Origin of the sequence: Paraburkholderia sp. LEh10, assembly GCF_017814945.1 — a bacterium.
Classification (GTDB): Bacteria; Pseudomonadota; Gammaproteobacteria; order Burkholderiales; family Burkholderiaceae; genus Paraburkholderia.
The window spans coordinates 1-16,509 of the sequence record NZ_JAGIPX010000056.1 but is presented as its reverse complement, the minus strand read 5'-3'; the positions used below and the strand labels follow the sequence as shown (position 1 = coordinate 16,509).

Here is a 16,509-nt window from a genome sequence, read left to right as displayed (position 1 = left end):
AAGAAAGGGATCAAACAAAAGAGCCGACGTGCGCAAGGCATTCGATCAAACAGCGCGCGTCGCACGCTAAAGACCAGCCGCGGCACTGTCGTGCATCACACTGTGCGCCGCTTAAATTGCGACGAGTACCGACAGTACGCAAAGCACGATGATCAACAGGCTCGAACGGTTTTTGATTGCAAAGACAATTGGGTCGTCGTGCATCCGACCACGGAACGCGACCATCCAGATGTAGCTAATCCAATACAGCAGCAGGCAAAAAAGAATCCACAGCCTGTGCGGATGCCGATATAGCACGGTGACGGCGGTAGAATTCATATAGAGCGCGAGAACGAGCACTGCGACATAGCCCGCGGCCGTTCCGAACGAGCGCACGATGCTCATGTCGTCAGTAAGATAGCCTCGGCCCGCCGCAGCGGCCTTGCCCTCTCGCTGCATTTTGTCGAGTTCCGTATAGCGCTTCACCATGGCAAGACTGAGAAAGATCATTACCGAGAACATGATCAACCAGTCCGACAGTACGACGTTGACAGCCGCCCCGCCGGCCACGATACGAGTGGTATACAGCGCGGCCAGCACAAAGACGTCTACCAGCATCACCCGCTTCAGACGAAATGAATACGCGAGTGTCATCGCGACATAGCCTGCCAGCACGAGTTGGAACGACGTCGGCAGCATGATTGCAAGGCTTGCGGATGCCGCCAGCAGGACGAACATCAGGCAAATGCCGGTAGCAAGTGGAAGCTCCCCCGAAGCGAATGGACGCTCGCGCTTTCGGCTGTGGCGCCTGTCCGCATCGAGATCGAGCATATCGTTCAGCAGATACACCGACGACGCACAGAAACAGAACGAAAAGAACGCAATCCCGTCAGCGATCAACGCATCGATATTCGTGAAGCGATGCGACGCGAGTAGCGGCACGACGATCAGCAGGTTCTTCACCCATTGATAGATGCGCATCTCTCTGAGGGCGAGCCGGATAAACGATCGTTTGCTTTCAAAGACGACTGTGGTCTGATTCGCTTTCTGCGCGGCAGCCTGGATGCTTTTCCCTCCGACGACAATCGCCTTGCGTGCCTGTTTCCATACAGGCACATCTGCGCGTGCATTACCGCAATAGTCGAAACCCTGAACACCAAACTCAGCCGTCAATGCTCCAGCCTTATTCGTGCCCGACAGGTTGTGCGATTCGTTGCTCGCCATCACGCCTTTGAAAATCCCGAAGTGGGAAGCGATCTGTTCAGCGAATCGTTGATCACCTGCGGTGCACAGGTAAAGATCACGGCCGTTTGAGCGCTCCTGCTTCAGGAAATCAATCAGGCGCGCGTTGTAAGGGAGTAGCGACACATCGATCGCCACGCGTGCGGCAATCTGAGCCTTGAGATATCCCTTGCCGCGCAGCAACCATCCGACGCAATAGAACAAATAGAGCGGATTCCTTTTGACGAGCGCCAGAAATGACTCGATGAGGAGGTCGCTGTGCGTCAGAGTGCCGTCCAGATCAACACATAGAGGGATAGCAGCCATGAGTGACCTCGATGGAAAATTCCGACCAACGCCGAATAAGGCATGAAAATACTGCCGCGCATTCGCTTGCAAAGGCGCAACGTAATGGATTGCGTCGTGTAACCGCTGCTCCGCAATTCGCAACCACGCACGCGTCCACGTCGTCCCTATGCGGACCTCGACGACTGAAGCTTGCCGGCTAGAGACATTCGACGATCAATGTGAGCAAATAATGTTCCTCATCTGTAAAGTCCGACGCCATCTGACGCGGGCCACGACACCTGGATCGGTATTGATCGATTGGCAAACCCCGATTGGCAAACCCCGATTGGCAAACCCCTGCGTTCCACTGAGTCTAGTCATTGCGATCCCTGATTTGAACGCCCGCGGCTTAAATTGGGGTGATAATGGCCGATATCGTGGAACCTGGCCCCATGATGCTGTCCCTTTATTGCACGCCGGACAGATTCAACATAGCGGAAGCGGCGAACATCAACATGGCAACCCGGCCAGTCGAGGCCGCGACGCAGAGTGTCGTCAGTCTTGTGCAGAGCCGCATAAACGCTGACAATCCGCACAGCGTACCAGTTGGAAACAGATGCTCGGTTCGAACACTGAGCAGCAGAAATGAACCATGCGGTCACGCCGAGTGTCGTAAGTTTCACTAGACGCGCCGGGGACAAACAAATCAAGCGTCGCAACTTATCCCAATCTCCAGCTTCGAGCTGTGCGTCGTGTCGTCTCGAGTGCTCATCGACGTGAGAATCGGTGAATTTCTATGCAAGGCCCAGCAGTTAAATCTTAGTAACCGTTTTTCACTCAACAGAGAAGAAGGCCACCTATGTCTATGACGATTAAAAACACTTTAGGGCGTGTGAACTGGACTCAGTTTTGCGACCAGATTGTTGCCTTTGTGTTCGCGTCGTCACTGTACGCGGCTATCCTCTATAACTTTAATATCGACAGCCAGTTGCTGGCAGGAATGGTCGGGACTAGCATTATTGTTGCCATAGTCATTTACGGATATTTATCCCATGCTCAATGGTTCACCACTATCTTGACGATACTGTTTATCTCAGCAGTACTGCTTTCCTTTGGCTACCTGCGAGAATTCAGTTACGACGGCTTGAATTACCACATCGCGACGCCTCTCATGCTGGACCACAACCTGAATGGCGTTACAAGCGTACACGCACCGGGTGGTATATTCTGGGCAACCCACTATCCAAAAGCATTTGAGTACTTTGCATACACGGCAAAGGTTCTGACGACACACTTCAACAGCGGCAAGTCGTTTACGCTGCTACTTAGCGTTCCTGCGCTCTTCGCACTGGCGCAGTTGTTCCAGACAGCAGGGGTATCCGGCAGAGCCGCTTTAATTGCGGCGGCAACCTGTGTTTACAATCCTGTAGCGCTCGGGCAGTTCACTACGCTCTACGTCGACGCGGCACATTTCTACTGCTGGGCTATCTTTTCCGTCAACCTGCTGTTTGCACTCAAAGGCACAGGGTACTCCAAAGTTCAACTCGGATTAGGTCTGGTCCTTCTGATTGCATCCAAGCTGACAGGCCTCGTATTCGCATCTATTTCGATCGCGGTATTTTTTGCTGCGATGTTCGTGGCCGGAGAAAAAAGAGACTTCTTCCGGAAGAATAAAGCAGTAATTGGACAGTTGGCAGTCTGGTCTGTCGTCGCCGTTGCAATCGTCGGCTATTCGCCTTACGTCGAGAACGTGATCGCGGGCAGGCATATTTTCTACCCGGTCGTTGGAAAAGATAAAGTCGATGTAATGGGAGGAAAGGCTTCGGCGCATTTTCTTGGCATGAACCCTTTGCACAGGCTTTTACTCTCATATTTTTCTGTGCCCAGCAACTGCAGTTCATGCGTGGACGCCGAGCCAACCTTTATGCCCTCGCCTGCACGCGTGCGCGATGCATTCATTGCTCTGCATACAGCTGATACGCGTTTCGCCGGCTTCGGTCCGTTCTTTGGTGTGATGCTTATCGCGTGCCTGGCTTCATTCTTCTGGAGAAGAAAGGACGCGGACGTCGTCAGAATATTTCTGCTCGCAACGCTGGTGATTGTCCTGACTCACCCTCAATCGTGGTGGGCTCGCTACGTTCCGATGCTTTATGTCGTCCCGTTCCTGGTAATCGCCGGATTCTCTTCAAGTCGAAGGCTATTTCACATCGTCATTGTCTTGGGTGTTGCGAACTCCGTTCTAGCTGCGGGCAGCGTTGCGGGCTATATCATCCTGAAGCAGACTCACTACAAGAACGCAGTGGCTTCAGTACGCGAGATGTGCGGTCAAGATGCAATCGTGCTACCAACTTCCGAGATGAATTGGGAAGCTGACCTGCGCGACGACCGTCTCCTTGTCGTCACGCAAATCAGCCAAAAGAAGCCGGCGTGCGCCGTAAATTTCGATCAGAAGATGGTTATGAAGAAGTAGGTGCTACTAATCCCTCAACGACTTCCCTGGTCTGCTCGCTGACAAGCAGACCAAGGCCAGTCATGAACTACCGGCGCTCACCTGCCTAGTTGTCGGGGTGGCTGGCGGTAAAGTTCTGGAATGCGCTGTAGGGAGCGCTGATCGGCGTATTGTTGATCATAATGCCGTAGGTGTTGTTTCCACTATCCAGCACGTAGTACATCACCGACTGGATGTTATGCGTCTTTCTTGCCTGATAGAACTCACCAAGTTGGGTGGTAATGTAATTGGCCCGGAAGGTCTCGCTTTGGTCCGGGCCTGTATTCCATTCCGAAATGATGAAAGGCACACCATAGCGGGCCTTGCAGTACGTCGGCAGGTCAAACGTAGGACCGTTACCGTCGGACCCGATGTTGAAAATGTCGCCGTACGCATCGTAATTGTGCCAGGTCGTAATGTCCCAGCGCACTTTGGGGTGGCCGCCGCTGCCGTCGGGTTGCATGCCTTCCCACAGCGCGTCAGCGGCGCCAATGTCCGCAACACAAAAATTGATACCACACTTTGCAGAGGGCTGAACCGATTTCACGCCATCAATCATGCCGCGCATGGCGCCGCGCATGGCCGGCCAATTGGTATTGTTGAAATCCATTACCAACGAACCCGCGTAGGAGAAGTTCATCACCGTAGCGTTTTGACGGGTCAGCTCGTTGCCGCATTCGTACATTGTCACGCCATACGGTTTCAATGCCGTCGCGACCGCCTTGGCAGCGGCATAACCGGCTGAGTACGCCGGCGACTCACCAGCATAGACATTCCCGCTGGCATCGTAGACACCCTGTTGAATCAGGACGAAAAGTGACAGTCCAGCTGACTGAAAGGCCTGCGCGATTTTGACCACAGCGTTGATCTGACGTGGGTCGCTCGAGCAGCCTACGCGATAGGTCGTGCATCCCATGGCCTTCAAGATCGAAACGAGCTGCGCAGGCGTGTACGTGTAATCGTAGTGCCCGTTCATTCCGTAGAACGTACCCGCCGCAGGCGCAATCGCGATGCGTGGATCGTTGCAGGGGAGCCATTGGCTTGCAACATTTCGCACGTCGACATTAACGTAGAACTGGCCACCTGTGCCGCAATGCCAGATCTTGCCGCCATACCAGAGCAAGAGCGACACGTTATACGTATTGCCTACCGTGGAGCCATTCCTGTAAATGACGCCATTGACGAGCGTCCAGACCGCACCCACCTTGTCTATGATGTAGGGCGACGAGGGAAGCGAAGTGCCGTCTGCGGACGTGCCGCCCATGCGCGGATCATTGCACAAGGTCCAGTTGGACCCGTTCCATCCATAGTACTGCCCGCCTGTACCCTGGTGATAGATGCCACCGTTGTAGTAGAGCAGCAGGCTCACATTATAAGTATTGCCTGCCTTCGCTCCGTTCTTGTAGACGGAACCCTTCACCAGCGTCCAGACGGCACCCGTGCTGTCTGTAATAGAAGTAGCCGACGGCACAGTTGTGCCGCTTGCGGAGGCACTTACAGCCCGCGCCGTTGCCTTGGCGTCGGCGCCAACAGAAGCACCACTAGCGTCTTCGGAGCCTCCGCCACAGGCACTCAAAATGTAGCTGCCACCAAGTGCGGTCAGACAACCAAGAAATTGACGTCGTTTTACCATGGCAAATGTCGCCCCTGTCGAAAAATTTCGACGCAAAAGATTTCAATAGAGATTCGGCGGAAAATCCAAGAGGACGTGCTATGAGCGGCAAATCACCGATTAATTTGCAGTCCTATTTTAAATATCCATTTTTTCTGGTGCATTTAACGCTCGAACAGAAAAAAGCTACGAATTCCGCCTATGCAGATTTTTTTGTCTAAACAGCGATAAGTTCGCGAGCGTACTCGATTCGCCACCGGAAAAAATTGCCGGCGCACGAAGGGGAGCTCATGGAACGATTCAGATGCACAACGAACGGCGGGTCGGAACAGCCAGGACTGCGCCACGCAAACGTTTCATCGATGAATCAAATGGAAGCCCCTGCTGCAAATTGTTCTTACTGCTTTTTTAGACGGAGCAAATAGTACCCGTTCTTCAAGGCAATTTGTAGACAAATAATTAATTTTCTGACGAATAGCAAGATCATTCCGTTATAGCGCTCCAGGAGCAAATTTCTTCACTGTAAGGGCGCGCAGGAATCGTTTGCACTGAAGATACCGCCCTATTTCTTAAACGCTGCCGGTGTTTTGTCGGCCCCGCCTGTATCAATCGTTCGCCGCGCGAGGCCTATATTCGTCTGATCATTTGATTCGCGAAATACGCAACAACAACCTGCACTCTCGGCCTTACTCAATGTCCCGTCATTGCGAGGATATTTTTTTTCTATCGACCCTTAAAACGACCATGTCATTTGTTCCGATTACCAGAAAATTCAGATTACAGCGCTTGACGGGTGAAGCCATCTTTCTGACGAGCGTCCGCGGCTGTGGAACATTATTCCTTCAACAATTCCAAATGCCCCGGTCGATACCGCTGGCACATTTCCGGTTGATCTAAGAAGTCCACGACTTACAGCTATGAACGGCCAGGCGATTCGTTCCCCTTAGCGTTTTAGATGGAGAAGCAAATGGACATCAATTCCCAAGCCGTGCCAAATGCTGAACCAATCCTACATAAAAAGGTTTTGACAAAACACGTTACTACCAGAAACCTGCGCTATGTAATCGACCGATTGTCGTTTCACAGGCTCAATAGGCTAGCGGACAAGCATCTGCACGCACGGGGCCACAAGATGGCTGTTTTCGCCAACGAACATATCGGCGGGTTTATCCATGTTTTCGGGGTTCATGAACAGGAAGAGCTTGATGTGCTGTTCAGCTTCCTCGAACCTTTGCGCGATCTCTTTCGCGCAGGAATGGCGTTAGATATCGGCGCCAACATTGGCAATCACAGCCTTTACTTTTCCAGAATATTTAACTCGGTTCAATGCTTTGAGCCAGATCCATCTACGTTCTACCTGCTGCAGTTCAATGTGAGCTTCAAGAAGAACGTGATCGCATACAACATTGGTCTAGGAGATAAGAAAGGGACATTCAGGCTGTCCGAGGTGCCCAAGAACATGGGGGCTTCCGTCATTGTCACGGACCAGATTGAAGCCGAAGCTGGCGCGGAATGCGTCAATGTTCAGGTTGATAGGCTTGATGATCTTGACTATCGAGACCAAGGTCCCTGCTTTATCAAAATGGACGTCGAAGGTTTCGAGCCCAAGGTACTCAAAGGCGGCTTACGGACAATAACGAAGCACTGGCCACTCATCGTACTGGAGCAGCATGAAAGCGATTTTAAGGAAGGCAGTTCGGAATCGATTTCGATATTGAAGAACTTGGGATACGAATTTTGCTGGCATCAGAGCGGAGTGCGATCCCGAAACGCACTCGTTCGTCGCCTTTTCAACATCAAAGAGATGTTCATTGGGCGTACGCACAAAGTCATCACGTCCGAGTCTGTCCCATCCGGCAATTATTCAATGCTGATAGCGGTACCTCCTCGCTTCCAGGGCCTACTCCGCATTTGATGCGGAACATATGGCGCCAGCAACGAGTCTGCAGGGTCGAGCTGAAGGCGCGTTCGCGCTTCTCTCCGCACATTGCAGCAGCCGCGATTCACGCGGCTATCTATCTTCCGAGAAGATAAAACAACGCACCCTCTAACATGATCGTGACCGGCAGCGTGACAAGCCGGTTCAAGCCGATCCAGATCAGCATACCGCCCTGAACGCCCTGCCCGATCGCGGCCATCTTGCCCGCGATGCCGGTTGTGATGAGGTCGTTCCAGAACAATGCCGACGCGAAGTGTATCGACAGCATCACCACACACCGAGTAAGGCCATCGTTGCATATCGCAAAAACGCGATATAAGATTCGCTCCACCACGATGCAGACGCCGACACACCGGCCAGAGAATCTGCCCGCCGTTTTATGAGCACGAAGACCAACCCGAAGACCACCGAAATCGACGTCGACGCGATCCACAAGGCGCTGGCCAATCCGGCGCGTCGCGCGATTCTTGCGCAGCTGCGAGAGCCGGAAAAGCACTTTCCGTCGCAGAAGCTTTCGTACGAACACGGCGTATGCGCCGGCCAGTTCGACGAAAGCTGCGGCCTGTCGCAGTCCACCGTGTCAGCGCACCTGGCCGCGTTGCAGCGCGCGGGATTGATCACGTCGACGCGGGTAGGCCAATGGGTTTTCTTCAAGCGCAACGAAGCGGTGATTAACGCGTTTCTCGCGCACATCAGCGCGGATCTCTGAGCGGCGCGCCCGCGTCTTCGCTTTTCCGAATGCAGTCTTGACACACATGGGCCATGCGCCCACAAGGAATGGAACTATGCCGACTCTCTTCGACCCGCTCCAGATTGGCGACCTGACGCTGAAGAACCGTATCGTGATGGCGCCGCTCACGCGTCAGCGCGCCGGCAACGTGCGCGTGCCCAACGCGTTGATGGCGAAGTACTACGCCGAACGTGCGAGCGCCGGCCTGATCATCTCCGAGGCGACGTCCGTGACGCCGCAAGGTCTCGGTTACGCCGACACGCCGGGCATCTGGTCGGACGAACAGGTCGAAGGCTGGAAGCTCGTCACGGACGCCGTCCACAAGGCAGGCGGCCTGATCTACCTGCAACTGTGGCACGTCGGCCGCGTGTCGGACCCGGTGTTCCTCGACGGCGAACTGCCCGTCGCACCGAGCGCGATCGCGCCGCAAGGCCACGTGAGCCTCGTGCGTCCGCAGCGTGCTTACGTGACGCCCCGCGCACTCGACATCTCGGAGATTCCCGGCATCGTCGCCGCGTATCGCAAGGGTGCGGAAAACGCGAAGAAGGCGGGCTTCGACGGTGTCGAAGTGCACGGCGCGAACGGCTATCTGCTCGATCAGTTCCTGCAGGACAGCACCAACAGGCGCACCGATGCATACGGCGGCTCGATCGAAAACCGCGCGCGCCTGATGCTCGAAGTGACGGACGCGTGTATCGACGTGTGGGGCGCGAACCGCGTCGGCATGCACCTCGCGCCGCGCGGCGACTCGCACACGATGGGTGACTCCCATCCGGCGGCAACCTTCGGCTATGTCGCGCGCGAACTTGGCAAGCGCAAGATCGCGTTTATCGCCGCGCGCGAAGCGCTCGGCGACGATCGCCTCGGCCCGCAACTGAAGAAAGAATTCGGCGGCGTCTATATCGCGAACGAGAAGTTCACCAAGGAAAGCGCGCAGAAGCTGCTCGATTCCGGCGAAGCGGATGCTGTCGCGTGGGGCAAGCTGTATATCGCCAATCCAGACCTCGTGCGCCGCTTCGAACTGGACGCGCCGCTAAACGAGCCGGTTCCCGCGACGTTCTACGCGGAAGGCGAAACAGGGTACATCGACTATCCGTCGCTGGAAGCGGTGAGCTGAACGCACGCCGCGCTTATCGCGGCATAAGGTAAGCAGCAGGCAGTAAGCAGCGCGCTGACGCGGCCGGTATGGTTCGGCCGCGTTTTTTATGTCGGCTGTGCGTGCAACTGGCTTCAGGCAGCGGGCTTCACCGTGCGCCGCATGAACACGCGCCGCGTCTCATCGACGCCGCGCGCAATCCGCAATTTGCGGATGCGCAGCAGCGCCGCATCAAGCTCATCGTCTTCGAGCACGCTGAAGCCAAGCCTCCCGTAATACGGTGCATTCCACGGCACGTCCCGGAACGTCGACAAATCGACATGCGTCGCGCCTGTCTCGCGTGCCCTTGCATCGACGCGATCGAGCAAGGCCGCACCGATCCGCCGCCCCGCATGCTGAGGCAGCACATCGAGTGCTTCGACATAGATCCGCGTGCGCAGCATCGCGAACATCACGAAGCCGACGCAGGCTCCCTCGCACTGCGCGACAATCACCTCCGAAGCCCGCACCTTCCTTAGCACGAACGGCGCATCCATCGGGCGCGCTGCCGCGATGCCCGTCAAACCGACGCTCACGAAACGCTGCGCGGCCTCGTACTCGACGACGCGAATCGACTCGACATCGTCGGGTACCGCGGTTCTATAGCTGATATCGGGCGCTTGCATCGGGCTCGGCGGCAAAGTACACGCGGACATATTGACACTGTCAGCCGATGCAGTCCAACCTGCCGCGGCCCGGAGCGTCGAAATCAAACGGACGCGACTCGCCGATATAATGCCCAGCACGGAGGCACTCTTGTCAGGAGTCGTTCGATGGCACTTTCAGGTCTTCTCGTCTTCGCGCTCGCGCTGATCGTCGCCGCGGGCTCGCCCGGCCCCAGCATCGCAGCCCTCGTCGCACGCGTGCTGACCAACGGCTTCAGGGACGTGCTCCCGTTCCTCGCCGCGATGTGGCTCGGCGAAGCGCTGTGGCTCACCTGCGCGGTGGCCGGGCTCGCCGTCGTCGCCCACGCGTTCGCGCTTGTCTTCATCGCGCTGAAATTCGCGGGCGTCGCCTATCTGCTCTACCTCGCGTGGAAGATGTGGTTCGCGCCCACCACCGTCCATCAAAGCGCGCTGCCGGGCGGCCAGTCGCCGTGGCGGATGTTCGTCGCGGGACTGATGGTGACGCTCGGCAACCCGAAGATCATGGTCTTCTATCTCGCGCTGCTGCCCACCATCGTCGACCTGTCGCGCGTCGGCACGCTCGCGTGGCTCGAACTCACACTGACGACGTTCGCCGTGCTGCTGAGCGTCGACTTCGTCTGGGCGCTCGCCGCCGTCAAGGCGCGTGCGCTGCTGAGGAGCCGCCGCGCTGTCAAGATCGCGAACCGCACCAGCGCCACGATGATGGCGGGCGCGGCGGCCGCAATCGCGACGCGCTAACTTCCGTTTCTTCACTTCAGCCCGGACAGGGGCCACGCATGCGCACCCATATGTTCATGCAGATCGGCCGCGACGCGCTGTTGGCGCTCGGCCGCGAGATCGCCGCCTGGAAGCCGACGCACGAGCGCGCGCTGTTCGGCGTCGAGGCGGTGATGTCGGTCGTGCTGTCGGTGGCGCTCGCGCACCTGCTGCATCTGCCGAATACGTGGTGGGCCGCCATCAGCGGTTTCGCCGTGATGCAGACGCGCTTTTCGGCCTCCGCCGAACGCGCGCTGCATCGCGTGCTCGGCACGATACTCGGCGCCCTGCTCGGCGCGCTGATCGGGCCGATGATCGGCGACCGGCCCTGGCTCTTCGTGCCCGTGCTCGGCATCATCGGCGCACTGTGCGTGTATCGCGCAAACGGTTCGTCGGCATCGTACGCGTGGGTGCTCGGCGGCATCACGTCACTGATGGTCACGTATGAGGCGCACGAATTGCTGAAGTTCGGCCCGACGGCTTCGTTCGCGATGCTGCGCGTCGCCGAAGTGTGTGTCGGCACGTTCGCGTGCCTCGCCGTGTCGGGCGCGTTCCACGTCGGCATCCAGTGGTACGAGCGGCGGCATCCTGCATCGAAAGTCGTGGCGGCGGCGGCTGCCTCGGCCAACGATCGACGGCCGACCTTCGAGACGCTGCGCCATGCGCGCGCCGTGCTCGCCGTGCAGGCGGGCATCGCGATCGCGATACTCACTGCGCTCACCTACGCGCTCAAGCTGCCGGGCTTCGCGCAGGCACTTGTGACGACGATTGCGGTGATGATCTTGCCGCCGACTTCGATCGTCGTGCGCTCGCAGAAACCTGTCGCCGACAAGATGGTGCAGCGCGTGGTCGGCTGCCTGATCGCGGGCGCCGTCGGCATCGCGCTGCTGCCGCTGATGCACGGCCAGGTTGTGCCGTGCCTGCTCGCGCTGGCGGCGGGCGTGTGGGCGGGCTGTCACGTGCAGACGGGCAAGCAGGGCGCGAGCTACATCGGCCGGCAGTTCACGATCGCGTTCATCATGGTCTTCGTGCAGGACCACGCTTGGTCCGCCGACCCGCATCCCGCGATGCTGCGGCTCGCGGGCATCCTGACGGGCATCGCGATACTCACCTGCGTCATGCTGATCGCGACGCGCTTCTCTTTCCTGCCCGCATCCGAAGAAGCCACGCCGTAGACGCCGCCCATCGCGTCAAGTTTGCGCACGCTCACGGCTCGCCGAACAGCGCCTCGCAGAGTTCGCGCCCTTCGGCCGTGAGCGCCGCGGTGCCGCGCCCTTCGTCGTCCATCTGCACGTCGAGCACGCCCGCCGACTGCAATTGCGTCAGATAGCGCCGCAACGTGCTCATCGGCAGATCGGCGCGCTTGCTGAGCTTCGCGAGCGACCACGGCTTGCCGGATGGCTCGTGCGCGGCTTCCCACAGCAGCGTCAATAGCAGTTCGACGGTCGGGTCGAGTTCGTTGTCGTCGTCATCGTCGTCGCGATGCTTGTCGTGTGCCGAGTCGTTCGGGTTCAAGTCGAATCTCCCATTCGCGCGCTTTCACGTCTGCGCCCATTCAGGACGTCGCCGGGTGGCGCATGCTCGCGGCGGCCAGCTTGCCGATCGTCACCAGCGCGTTTTCGATTTCCGGCGACCATGCGTAACTGTAATTCAAGCGGATGCAATGGCTATACCCGTTCGTCGTCGAGAACATATAACCGGGGCCCACCGTGATGCCGTGCTCGAGCGCGAGCTTGTAGAGCTGCATCGAATCCACGGTGCGCGGCAGTTCGACCCATAGCACGTAGCCGCCCGTCGGATGCGACACGCGTGTGCCTTCGGGAAAGAAGCGCGTGACGAGCGTCGTCATCAGCTTCGCGCGCTGTGCGAAGCCCTTGCGCAGCTTGCGCAAATGGTGCTCGTAGCCATCCTGCTTCAGATACTCGGCGATCGCCAGCTGCGGAATCGACGGCGTGGTCAGCGTGTTGAGAAACTTGAGCTTTTCGACCTGCTCGCGATAGCGGCCCGGCATCGCCCAGCCGATCCGGTACGCGGACGTGAGCGTCTTCGAAAACGATGCGCAATGCAGCACGAGCCCTTTTCGATCGTAGTTCTTCAGCGCGCCGGGATGCACATCGCCGAAATACAGTTCGTGATAGACGTCGTTTTCGATCGCGGGCACGTCGTGCTTCGCGAGCAGCTTGACCAGTTCGCGCTTCTTCTCGTCGGGCATCTGGAAGCCGAGCGGATTCTGGAAGTTCGGCATCACCATGCACGCGGCGATCCTGCGCTTGTCGAGAATCTGCGCGAGCGCGCCGACGTCGATGCCCTCGCGCGGATGCGTCGCCACTTCGATCGCGCGCATGCCCATGCGCTCGATTGCGTGCAGCATCGCGTAGAACGTCGGCGATTCGACGGCGACTGTATCACCCGGCTTTGCCACCGCCTGCAGGCACAGATTGATCGCCTCCGTCGCGCCGACCGTCACGACGATCTCGTTCGGATCGATCGCAATGCCATTCTCCAGATAGCGCCGCGCGATCTGCCGGATCAGGTCGGGGTTGCCAGGCGGCAGTTCGTCGGTGACGCCCCATTGCGTCTTGCGGCGGCCGATCGCATGCGCGTAACGGTTGATCTTCTGAAACGGGAAGAGGCCTGGATCGGGATACGGCGAGCCAAGCGGCACGGCTTCGTCGCTGCCGATCGAGCGCAGCGTGGACAGCACGAGCCGGCTCACGTCGACCTGCGCCGAAACGGCGATCGGCCTTGATACGTCGAGTTCATGCATGGGCGCGGCGGCGGCGTGTGTACCGAGCCGCACGAAATAGCCCGATTGCGGGCGGCTCTGGATGATGCCCTTGCTCTCCAGCAGCAGATACGCGCGAATCACGGTCGTGATCGAAATCTGCCGGTGCTGGCTGGTCTGCCGCACGGAGGGCACACGCTCGCCCGGCCGGAATACGCCTCGCCGGATCTGCCCTTCGATCTCCTTCGCCAGTTCTTCGTAGAGCTTCAATGGATGCCTCTGACTTCAGCACGGCGGACGGGCGCGGCGCACCTCTTTTGAGCACAGTTAGCCGCGCACGACCGTTTTCGCCGATAACAGTCGCAACTGTACTCTTTTTGTTTCATGCATTGTGTACATGCCGGCTACGCGTATTCCCCACTACTCTTGGCTCAACATCAAGCCACGTTGGAACAGAATATGGACAAGATCACCACCAAGCCAGGCCGCATCGAACCGTACACCGGGCCGGCCGCCGGATGGGGCGCGCTGAAGTACGTGGCGATCAATCTGATCAAGGAAAAGGTCGCGGGCGGGAACTACAGGACGCTCTTCAAGCAGAACCAGCCGGACGGCTTCGACTGCCCGGGTTGCGCGTGGCCGGACCGTCAGCATGCGTCGACATTCGAGTTCTGCGAAAACGGCGTGAAGGCTGTCGCGGCGGAAGCGACGACCAAGCGTGTGACGTCCGCGTTCTTCGAGCAATACACCGTCGACGCGCTGATGAAGCAGGACGACTACACGCTCGAACAGCACGGCCGCCTGACCGACCCGATGGTCTATGACGCGCCGACCGACAAGTACCGGCCCATCTCGTGGGACGACGCCTATGCGTTGATCGCGAAGCATCTGAAGGGCCTCGACAGCCCGCATCAGGCGGCGTTCTACACGTCGGGCCGCGCGAGCAACGAGGCCGCGTTCCTGTACCAGCTATTCGTGCGCATGTACGGCACCAACAACTTCCCCGACTGCTCGAACATGTGCCACGAGGCGACGAGCCGCGGCCTGCCGGCCACGGTCGGCATCGGCAAGGGCACGGTGACGCTCGACGACTTCGAGCATGCCGACACGCTGCTGATCTTCGGACAGAATCCCGCGACCAACCACCCGCGCATGCTCGGCGAGTTGCGCGAATGCGCGAAGCGCGGCGCGACCATCGTGTCGATCAATCCGCTGCGCGAGCGCGGCCTCGAACGCTTCGCGAGCCCGCAGCACGTCACGGACATGGTGATGATGTCGGGTGTCAAGATCGCGTCGACGTTCATCCAGCCGAAGATAGGCGGCGACTTCGCGCTGATCAAGGGCGTGGCCAAGCGCGTGCTCGAACTCGACGACATTGCCGTCGAGCAGGACGCGGAGCGCGTGCTCGACGTTGCGTTCATCGAAGAGCACACCGCAAACTTTGCAGCGTTCGCCGCCGATTTGCGCGCAGAACGCTGGGACGCGCTCGTCGAGGAATCGGGCGTGGCGCGCGAAGACATCGAGAACCTCGCGCGCATCTACGCGAACGGCAAGCGCGTGATTTCGACGTGGGGCATGGGCATCACGCAGCACAAGAACTCGGTGGCGACCGTGCACATGCTGTCGAACCTGATGCTGATGCGCGGCAATATCGGCCGCCTGGGCGCGGGCCTGTGCCCCGTGCGCGGCCACTCGAACGTGCAGGGCAACCGCACGGTCGGCATCGAGGAAAAGCCGAGCCAGGCCTTTCTCGACCGCCTCGGCAAGGTGTTCGATTTCGAGCCGCCGCGCGAGCACGGCTACGACGTCGTCGAGACGATCGAAGCGATGCTCGAAGGCCACGTGAAGGTGTTCATCGGACTCGGCGGCAACTTCTCGATTGCGACGCCCGACACGCCGCGCACGTGGGACGCGCTGCGTTCGTGCGACCTGACGGTTCACATCACGACCAAGCTCAATCGCAGCCATCTCGTGCACGGCAAGGACGCGCTGATCCTGCCGACGCTCGGCCGCACCGAAATCGACCTGCAGAACGGCGTCGCGCAAGGCGTGAGCGTCGAGGATTCGATGAGCATGGTCCACATATCGTATGGGATGAACAAGCCCGCGTCGGACAACCTCGTGTCGGAGACGCGCATCGTCGCGCAGATTGCGCACGCGACGCTCGGCAGCAACAAAGTCGACTGGCTCGGTTACGCGGACGACTACGCGAAGATCCGCGACGCGATTGAATGGTCGATCGACGGCTTCTACGAATACAACAAGCGCATCGCGCAGCCGGGCGGCTTCCATTTGCGCGTGGCTTCCCGCGAACGCGACTGGCAGACGGGCACGGGCAAGGCGAACTTCGTCGTGCACGCGATCGAGCGCGACACGCCGATCCAGCGCGCGCGCAGGCTGCATGGCGAACGCGCGATGACGCTGATGACGACGCGTTCGCACGACCAGTACAACACCACGATCTACGCGCTCGACGACCGCTATCGCGGTGTCTACGACCAGCGCCGGGTTGTGTTCGCGAATGCGGCCGATATCGCGATGCTTGGTTTCAAGGCGGGCGACTGGGTCGATATGGAAACGATCTGGGACGACGGCATCGAGCGGCGCGCGGAGCGCTTTCTGCTGGTTGAGTATGATATTCCGCGCGGTTGCCTTGGTGCTTACTATCCGGAAACGAATCCGCTCGTGCCGCTGTCGAGTGTGGCCGACGTGTGCAATACGCCGACGTCGAAGTCGATCCCTGTGTTGTTGCGGGCTGGTTGATTTTGTCTGCGACGCGGTTGGTTTTGGTTTTGCCTTTGCGCTGGCATCCGCGATGCGGCTTATGTTTTGCCTTTGCGCGGGCATCCGCGATGCGGTTTTGTTTTTGCCTTTGCGCTGGCATCCGCGATGCACCTTATGTTTTGCCACTATCGCTGGCATCCGCGATAGCGCCTCGCGGCGCAGGCGTTGCCCCTGTGCGGGGCGGCACCTCCTTTCTTTGCCGCGG

Annotated in this window: 13 protein-coding genes; 7 read left to right on the top strand and 6 right to left on the bottom strand. The window is 58.8% G+C overall.

Annotated elements, in window-relative coordinates:
• Positions 1–111 precede the first annotated feature (111 nt).
• On the bottom strand, positions 112–1,527 hold the full coding sequence (locus tag J8I87_RS33080; protein WP_209936441.1) for a UbiA family prenyltransferase: 1,416 nt from the start codon (positions 1,525–1,527) through the stop codon (positions 112–114).
• Between the two features lie 820 nt (positions 1,528–2,347).
• On the opposite strand from J8I87_RS33080, the gene J8I87_RS33075 reads away from it, so the two are divergent.
• Positions 2,348–3,958: a hypothetical protein gene (locus J8I87_RS33075; RefSeq protein WP_209936440.1), complete on the top strand. Its 1,611-nt coding sequence runs from the start codon at positions 2,348–2,350 to the stop codon at positions 3,956–3,958.
• Positions 3,959–4,043: 85 nt separating this feature from the next.
• Here the strand turns inward: J8I87_RS33075 and J8I87_RS33070 are convergent, their stop codons facing one another.
• On the bottom strand, positions 4,044–5,609 hold the full coding sequence (locus J8I87_RS33070) for a hypothetical protein (protein WP_209936439.1): 1,566 nt from the start codon (positions 5,607–5,609) through the stop codon (positions 4,044–4,046).
• A 946-nt stretch (positions 5,610–6,555) separates the two neighbouring features.
• On the opposite strand from J8I87_RS33070, the gene J8I87_RS33065 reads away from it, so the two are divergent.
• Positions 6,556–7,503: an FkbM family methyltransferase gene (locus J8I87_RS33065; protein ID WP_209936438.1), complete on the top strand. Its 948-nt coding sequence runs from the start codon at positions 6,556–6,558 to the stop codon at positions 7,501–7,503.
• A 100-nt stretch (positions 7,504–7,603) separates the two neighbouring features.
• On the opposite strand, the gene J8I87_RS33060 is transcribed toward J8I87_RS33065, so the two are convergent.
• Complete coding sequence (locus J8I87_RS33060; RefSeq protein WP_209936436.1) at positions 7,604–7,798, bottom strand: hypothetical protein; 195 nt, start codon at positions 7,796–7,798, stop codon at positions 7,604–7,606.
• Positions 7,799–7,906: 108 nt separating this feature from the next.
• Between J8I87_RS33060 and J8I87_RS33055 the strand changes: the two genes are divergently transcribed.
• Complete coding sequence (locus J8I87_RS33055) at positions 7,907–8,236, top strand: helix-turn-helix transcriptional regulator (RefSeq protein WP_209936435.1); 330 nt, start codon at positions 7,907–7,909, stop codon at positions 8,234–8,236.
• A gap of 76 nt (positions 8,237–8,312) precedes the next feature.
• Positions 8,313–9,374, top strand: a complete 1,062-nt coding sequence (locus J8I87_RS33050) for an alkene reductase (RefSeq protein ID WP_209936433.1) — start codon at positions 8,313–8,315, stop codon at positions 9,372–9,374.
• Positions 9,375–9,487: 113 nt separating this feature from the next.
• On the opposite strand, the gene J8I87_RS33045 is transcribed toward J8I87_RS33050, so the two are convergent.
• The gene (locus tag J8I87_RS33045; RefSeq protein WP_209936431.1) at positions 9,488–10,018 is read right to left on the bottom strand and encodes a GNAT family N-acetyltransferase; all 531 of its coding nucleotides are present in this window, start codon (positions 10,016–10,018) and stop codon (positions 9,488–9,490) included.
• 147 nt (positions 10,019–10,165) lie between these two features.
• On the opposite strand from J8I87_RS33045, the gene J8I87_RS33040 reads away from it, so the two are divergent.
• Positions 10,166–10,777: a LysE family translocator gene (locus J8I87_RS33040; protein WP_209936430.1), complete on the top strand. Its 612-nt coding sequence runs from the start codon at positions 10,166–10,168 to the stop codon at positions 10,775–10,777.
• Between the two features lie 38 nt (positions 10,778–10,815).
• Complete coding sequence (locus tag J8I87_RS33035) at positions 10,816–11,970, top strand: FUSC family protein (protein WP_209936429.1); 1,155 nt, start codon at positions 10,816–10,818, stop codon at positions 11,968–11,970.
• A 31-nt stretch (positions 11,971–12,001) separates the two neighbouring features.
• On the opposite strand, the gene J8I87_RS33030 is transcribed toward J8I87_RS33035, so the two are convergent.
• Together J8I87_RS33030 and J8I87_RS33025 are read right to left on the bottom strand one after the other, a co-directional pair.
• On the bottom strand, positions 12,002–12,310 hold the full coding sequence (locus J8I87_RS33030; protein ID WP_209936427.1) for a helix-turn-helix domain-containing protein: 309 nt from the start codon (positions 12,308–12,310) through the stop codon (positions 12,002–12,004).
• Between the two features lie 40 nt (positions 12,311–12,350).
• Positions 12,351–13,790, bottom strand: coding sequence for a PLP-dependent aminotransferase family protein (locus J8I87_RS33025; RefSeq protein ID WP_209936425.1), 1,440 nt, complete (start codon positions 13,788–13,790; stop codon positions 12,351–12,353).
• A 189-nt stretch (positions 13,791–13,979) separates the two neighbouring features.
• Here J8I87_RS33025 and J8I87_RS33020 point away from each other — a divergent pair, with 189 nt between their 5' ends.
• The gene (locus J8I87_RS33020; RefSeq protein WP_209936423.1) at positions 13,980–16,283 is read left to right on the top strand and encodes an FdhF/YdeP family oxidoreductase; all 2,304 of its coding nucleotides are present in this window, start codon (positions 13,980–13,982) and stop codon (positions 16,281–16,283) included.
• Positions 16,284–16,509 lie beyond the last annotated feature (226 nt).

Bases quoted from the DNA above. Each gene is read 5' to 3' on its own strand.
- J8I87_RS33035 (WP_209936429.1), top strand. From the start codon at position 10,816: ATGCGCACCCATATGTTCATGCAGATCGGCCGCGACGCGCTGTTGGCG.
- J8I87_RS33065 (WP_209936438.1), top strand. From the start codon at position 6,556: ATGGACATCAATTCCCAAGCCGTGCCAAATGCTGAACCAATCCTACAT.
- J8I87_RS33050 (WP_209936433.1), top strand. From the start codon at position 8,313: ATGCCGACTCTCTTCGACCCGCTCCAGATTGGCGACCTGACGCTGAAG.
- J8I87_RS33055 (WP_209936435.1), top strand. From the start codon at position 7,907: ATGAGCACGAAGACCAACCCGAAGACCACCGAAATCGACGTCGACGCG.
- J8I87_RS33040 (WP_209936430.1), top strand. From the start codon at position 10,166: ATGGCACTTTCAGGTCTTCTCGTCTTCGCGCTCGCGCTGATCGTCGCC.
- J8I87_RS33020 (WP_209936423.1), top strand. From the start codon at position 13,980: ATGGACAAGATCACCACCAAGCCAGGCCGCATCGAACCGTACACCGGG.
- J8I87_RS33070 (WP_209936439.1), bottom strand. From the start codon at position 5,609: ATGGTAAAACGACGTCAATTTCTTGGTTGTCTGACCGCACTTGGTGGC.
- J8I87_RS33080 (WP_209936441.1), bottom strand. From the start codon at position 1,527: ATGGCTGCTATCCCTCTATGTGTTGATCTGGACGGCACTCTGACGCAC.
- J8I87_RS33045 (WP_209936431.1), bottom strand. From the start codon at position 10,018: ATGCAAGCGCCCGATATCAGCTATAGAACCGCGGTACCCGACGATGTC.
- J8I87_RS33075 (WP_209936440.1), top strand. From the start codon at position 2,348: ATGTCTATGACGATTAAAAACACTTTAGGGCGTGTGAACTGGACTCAG.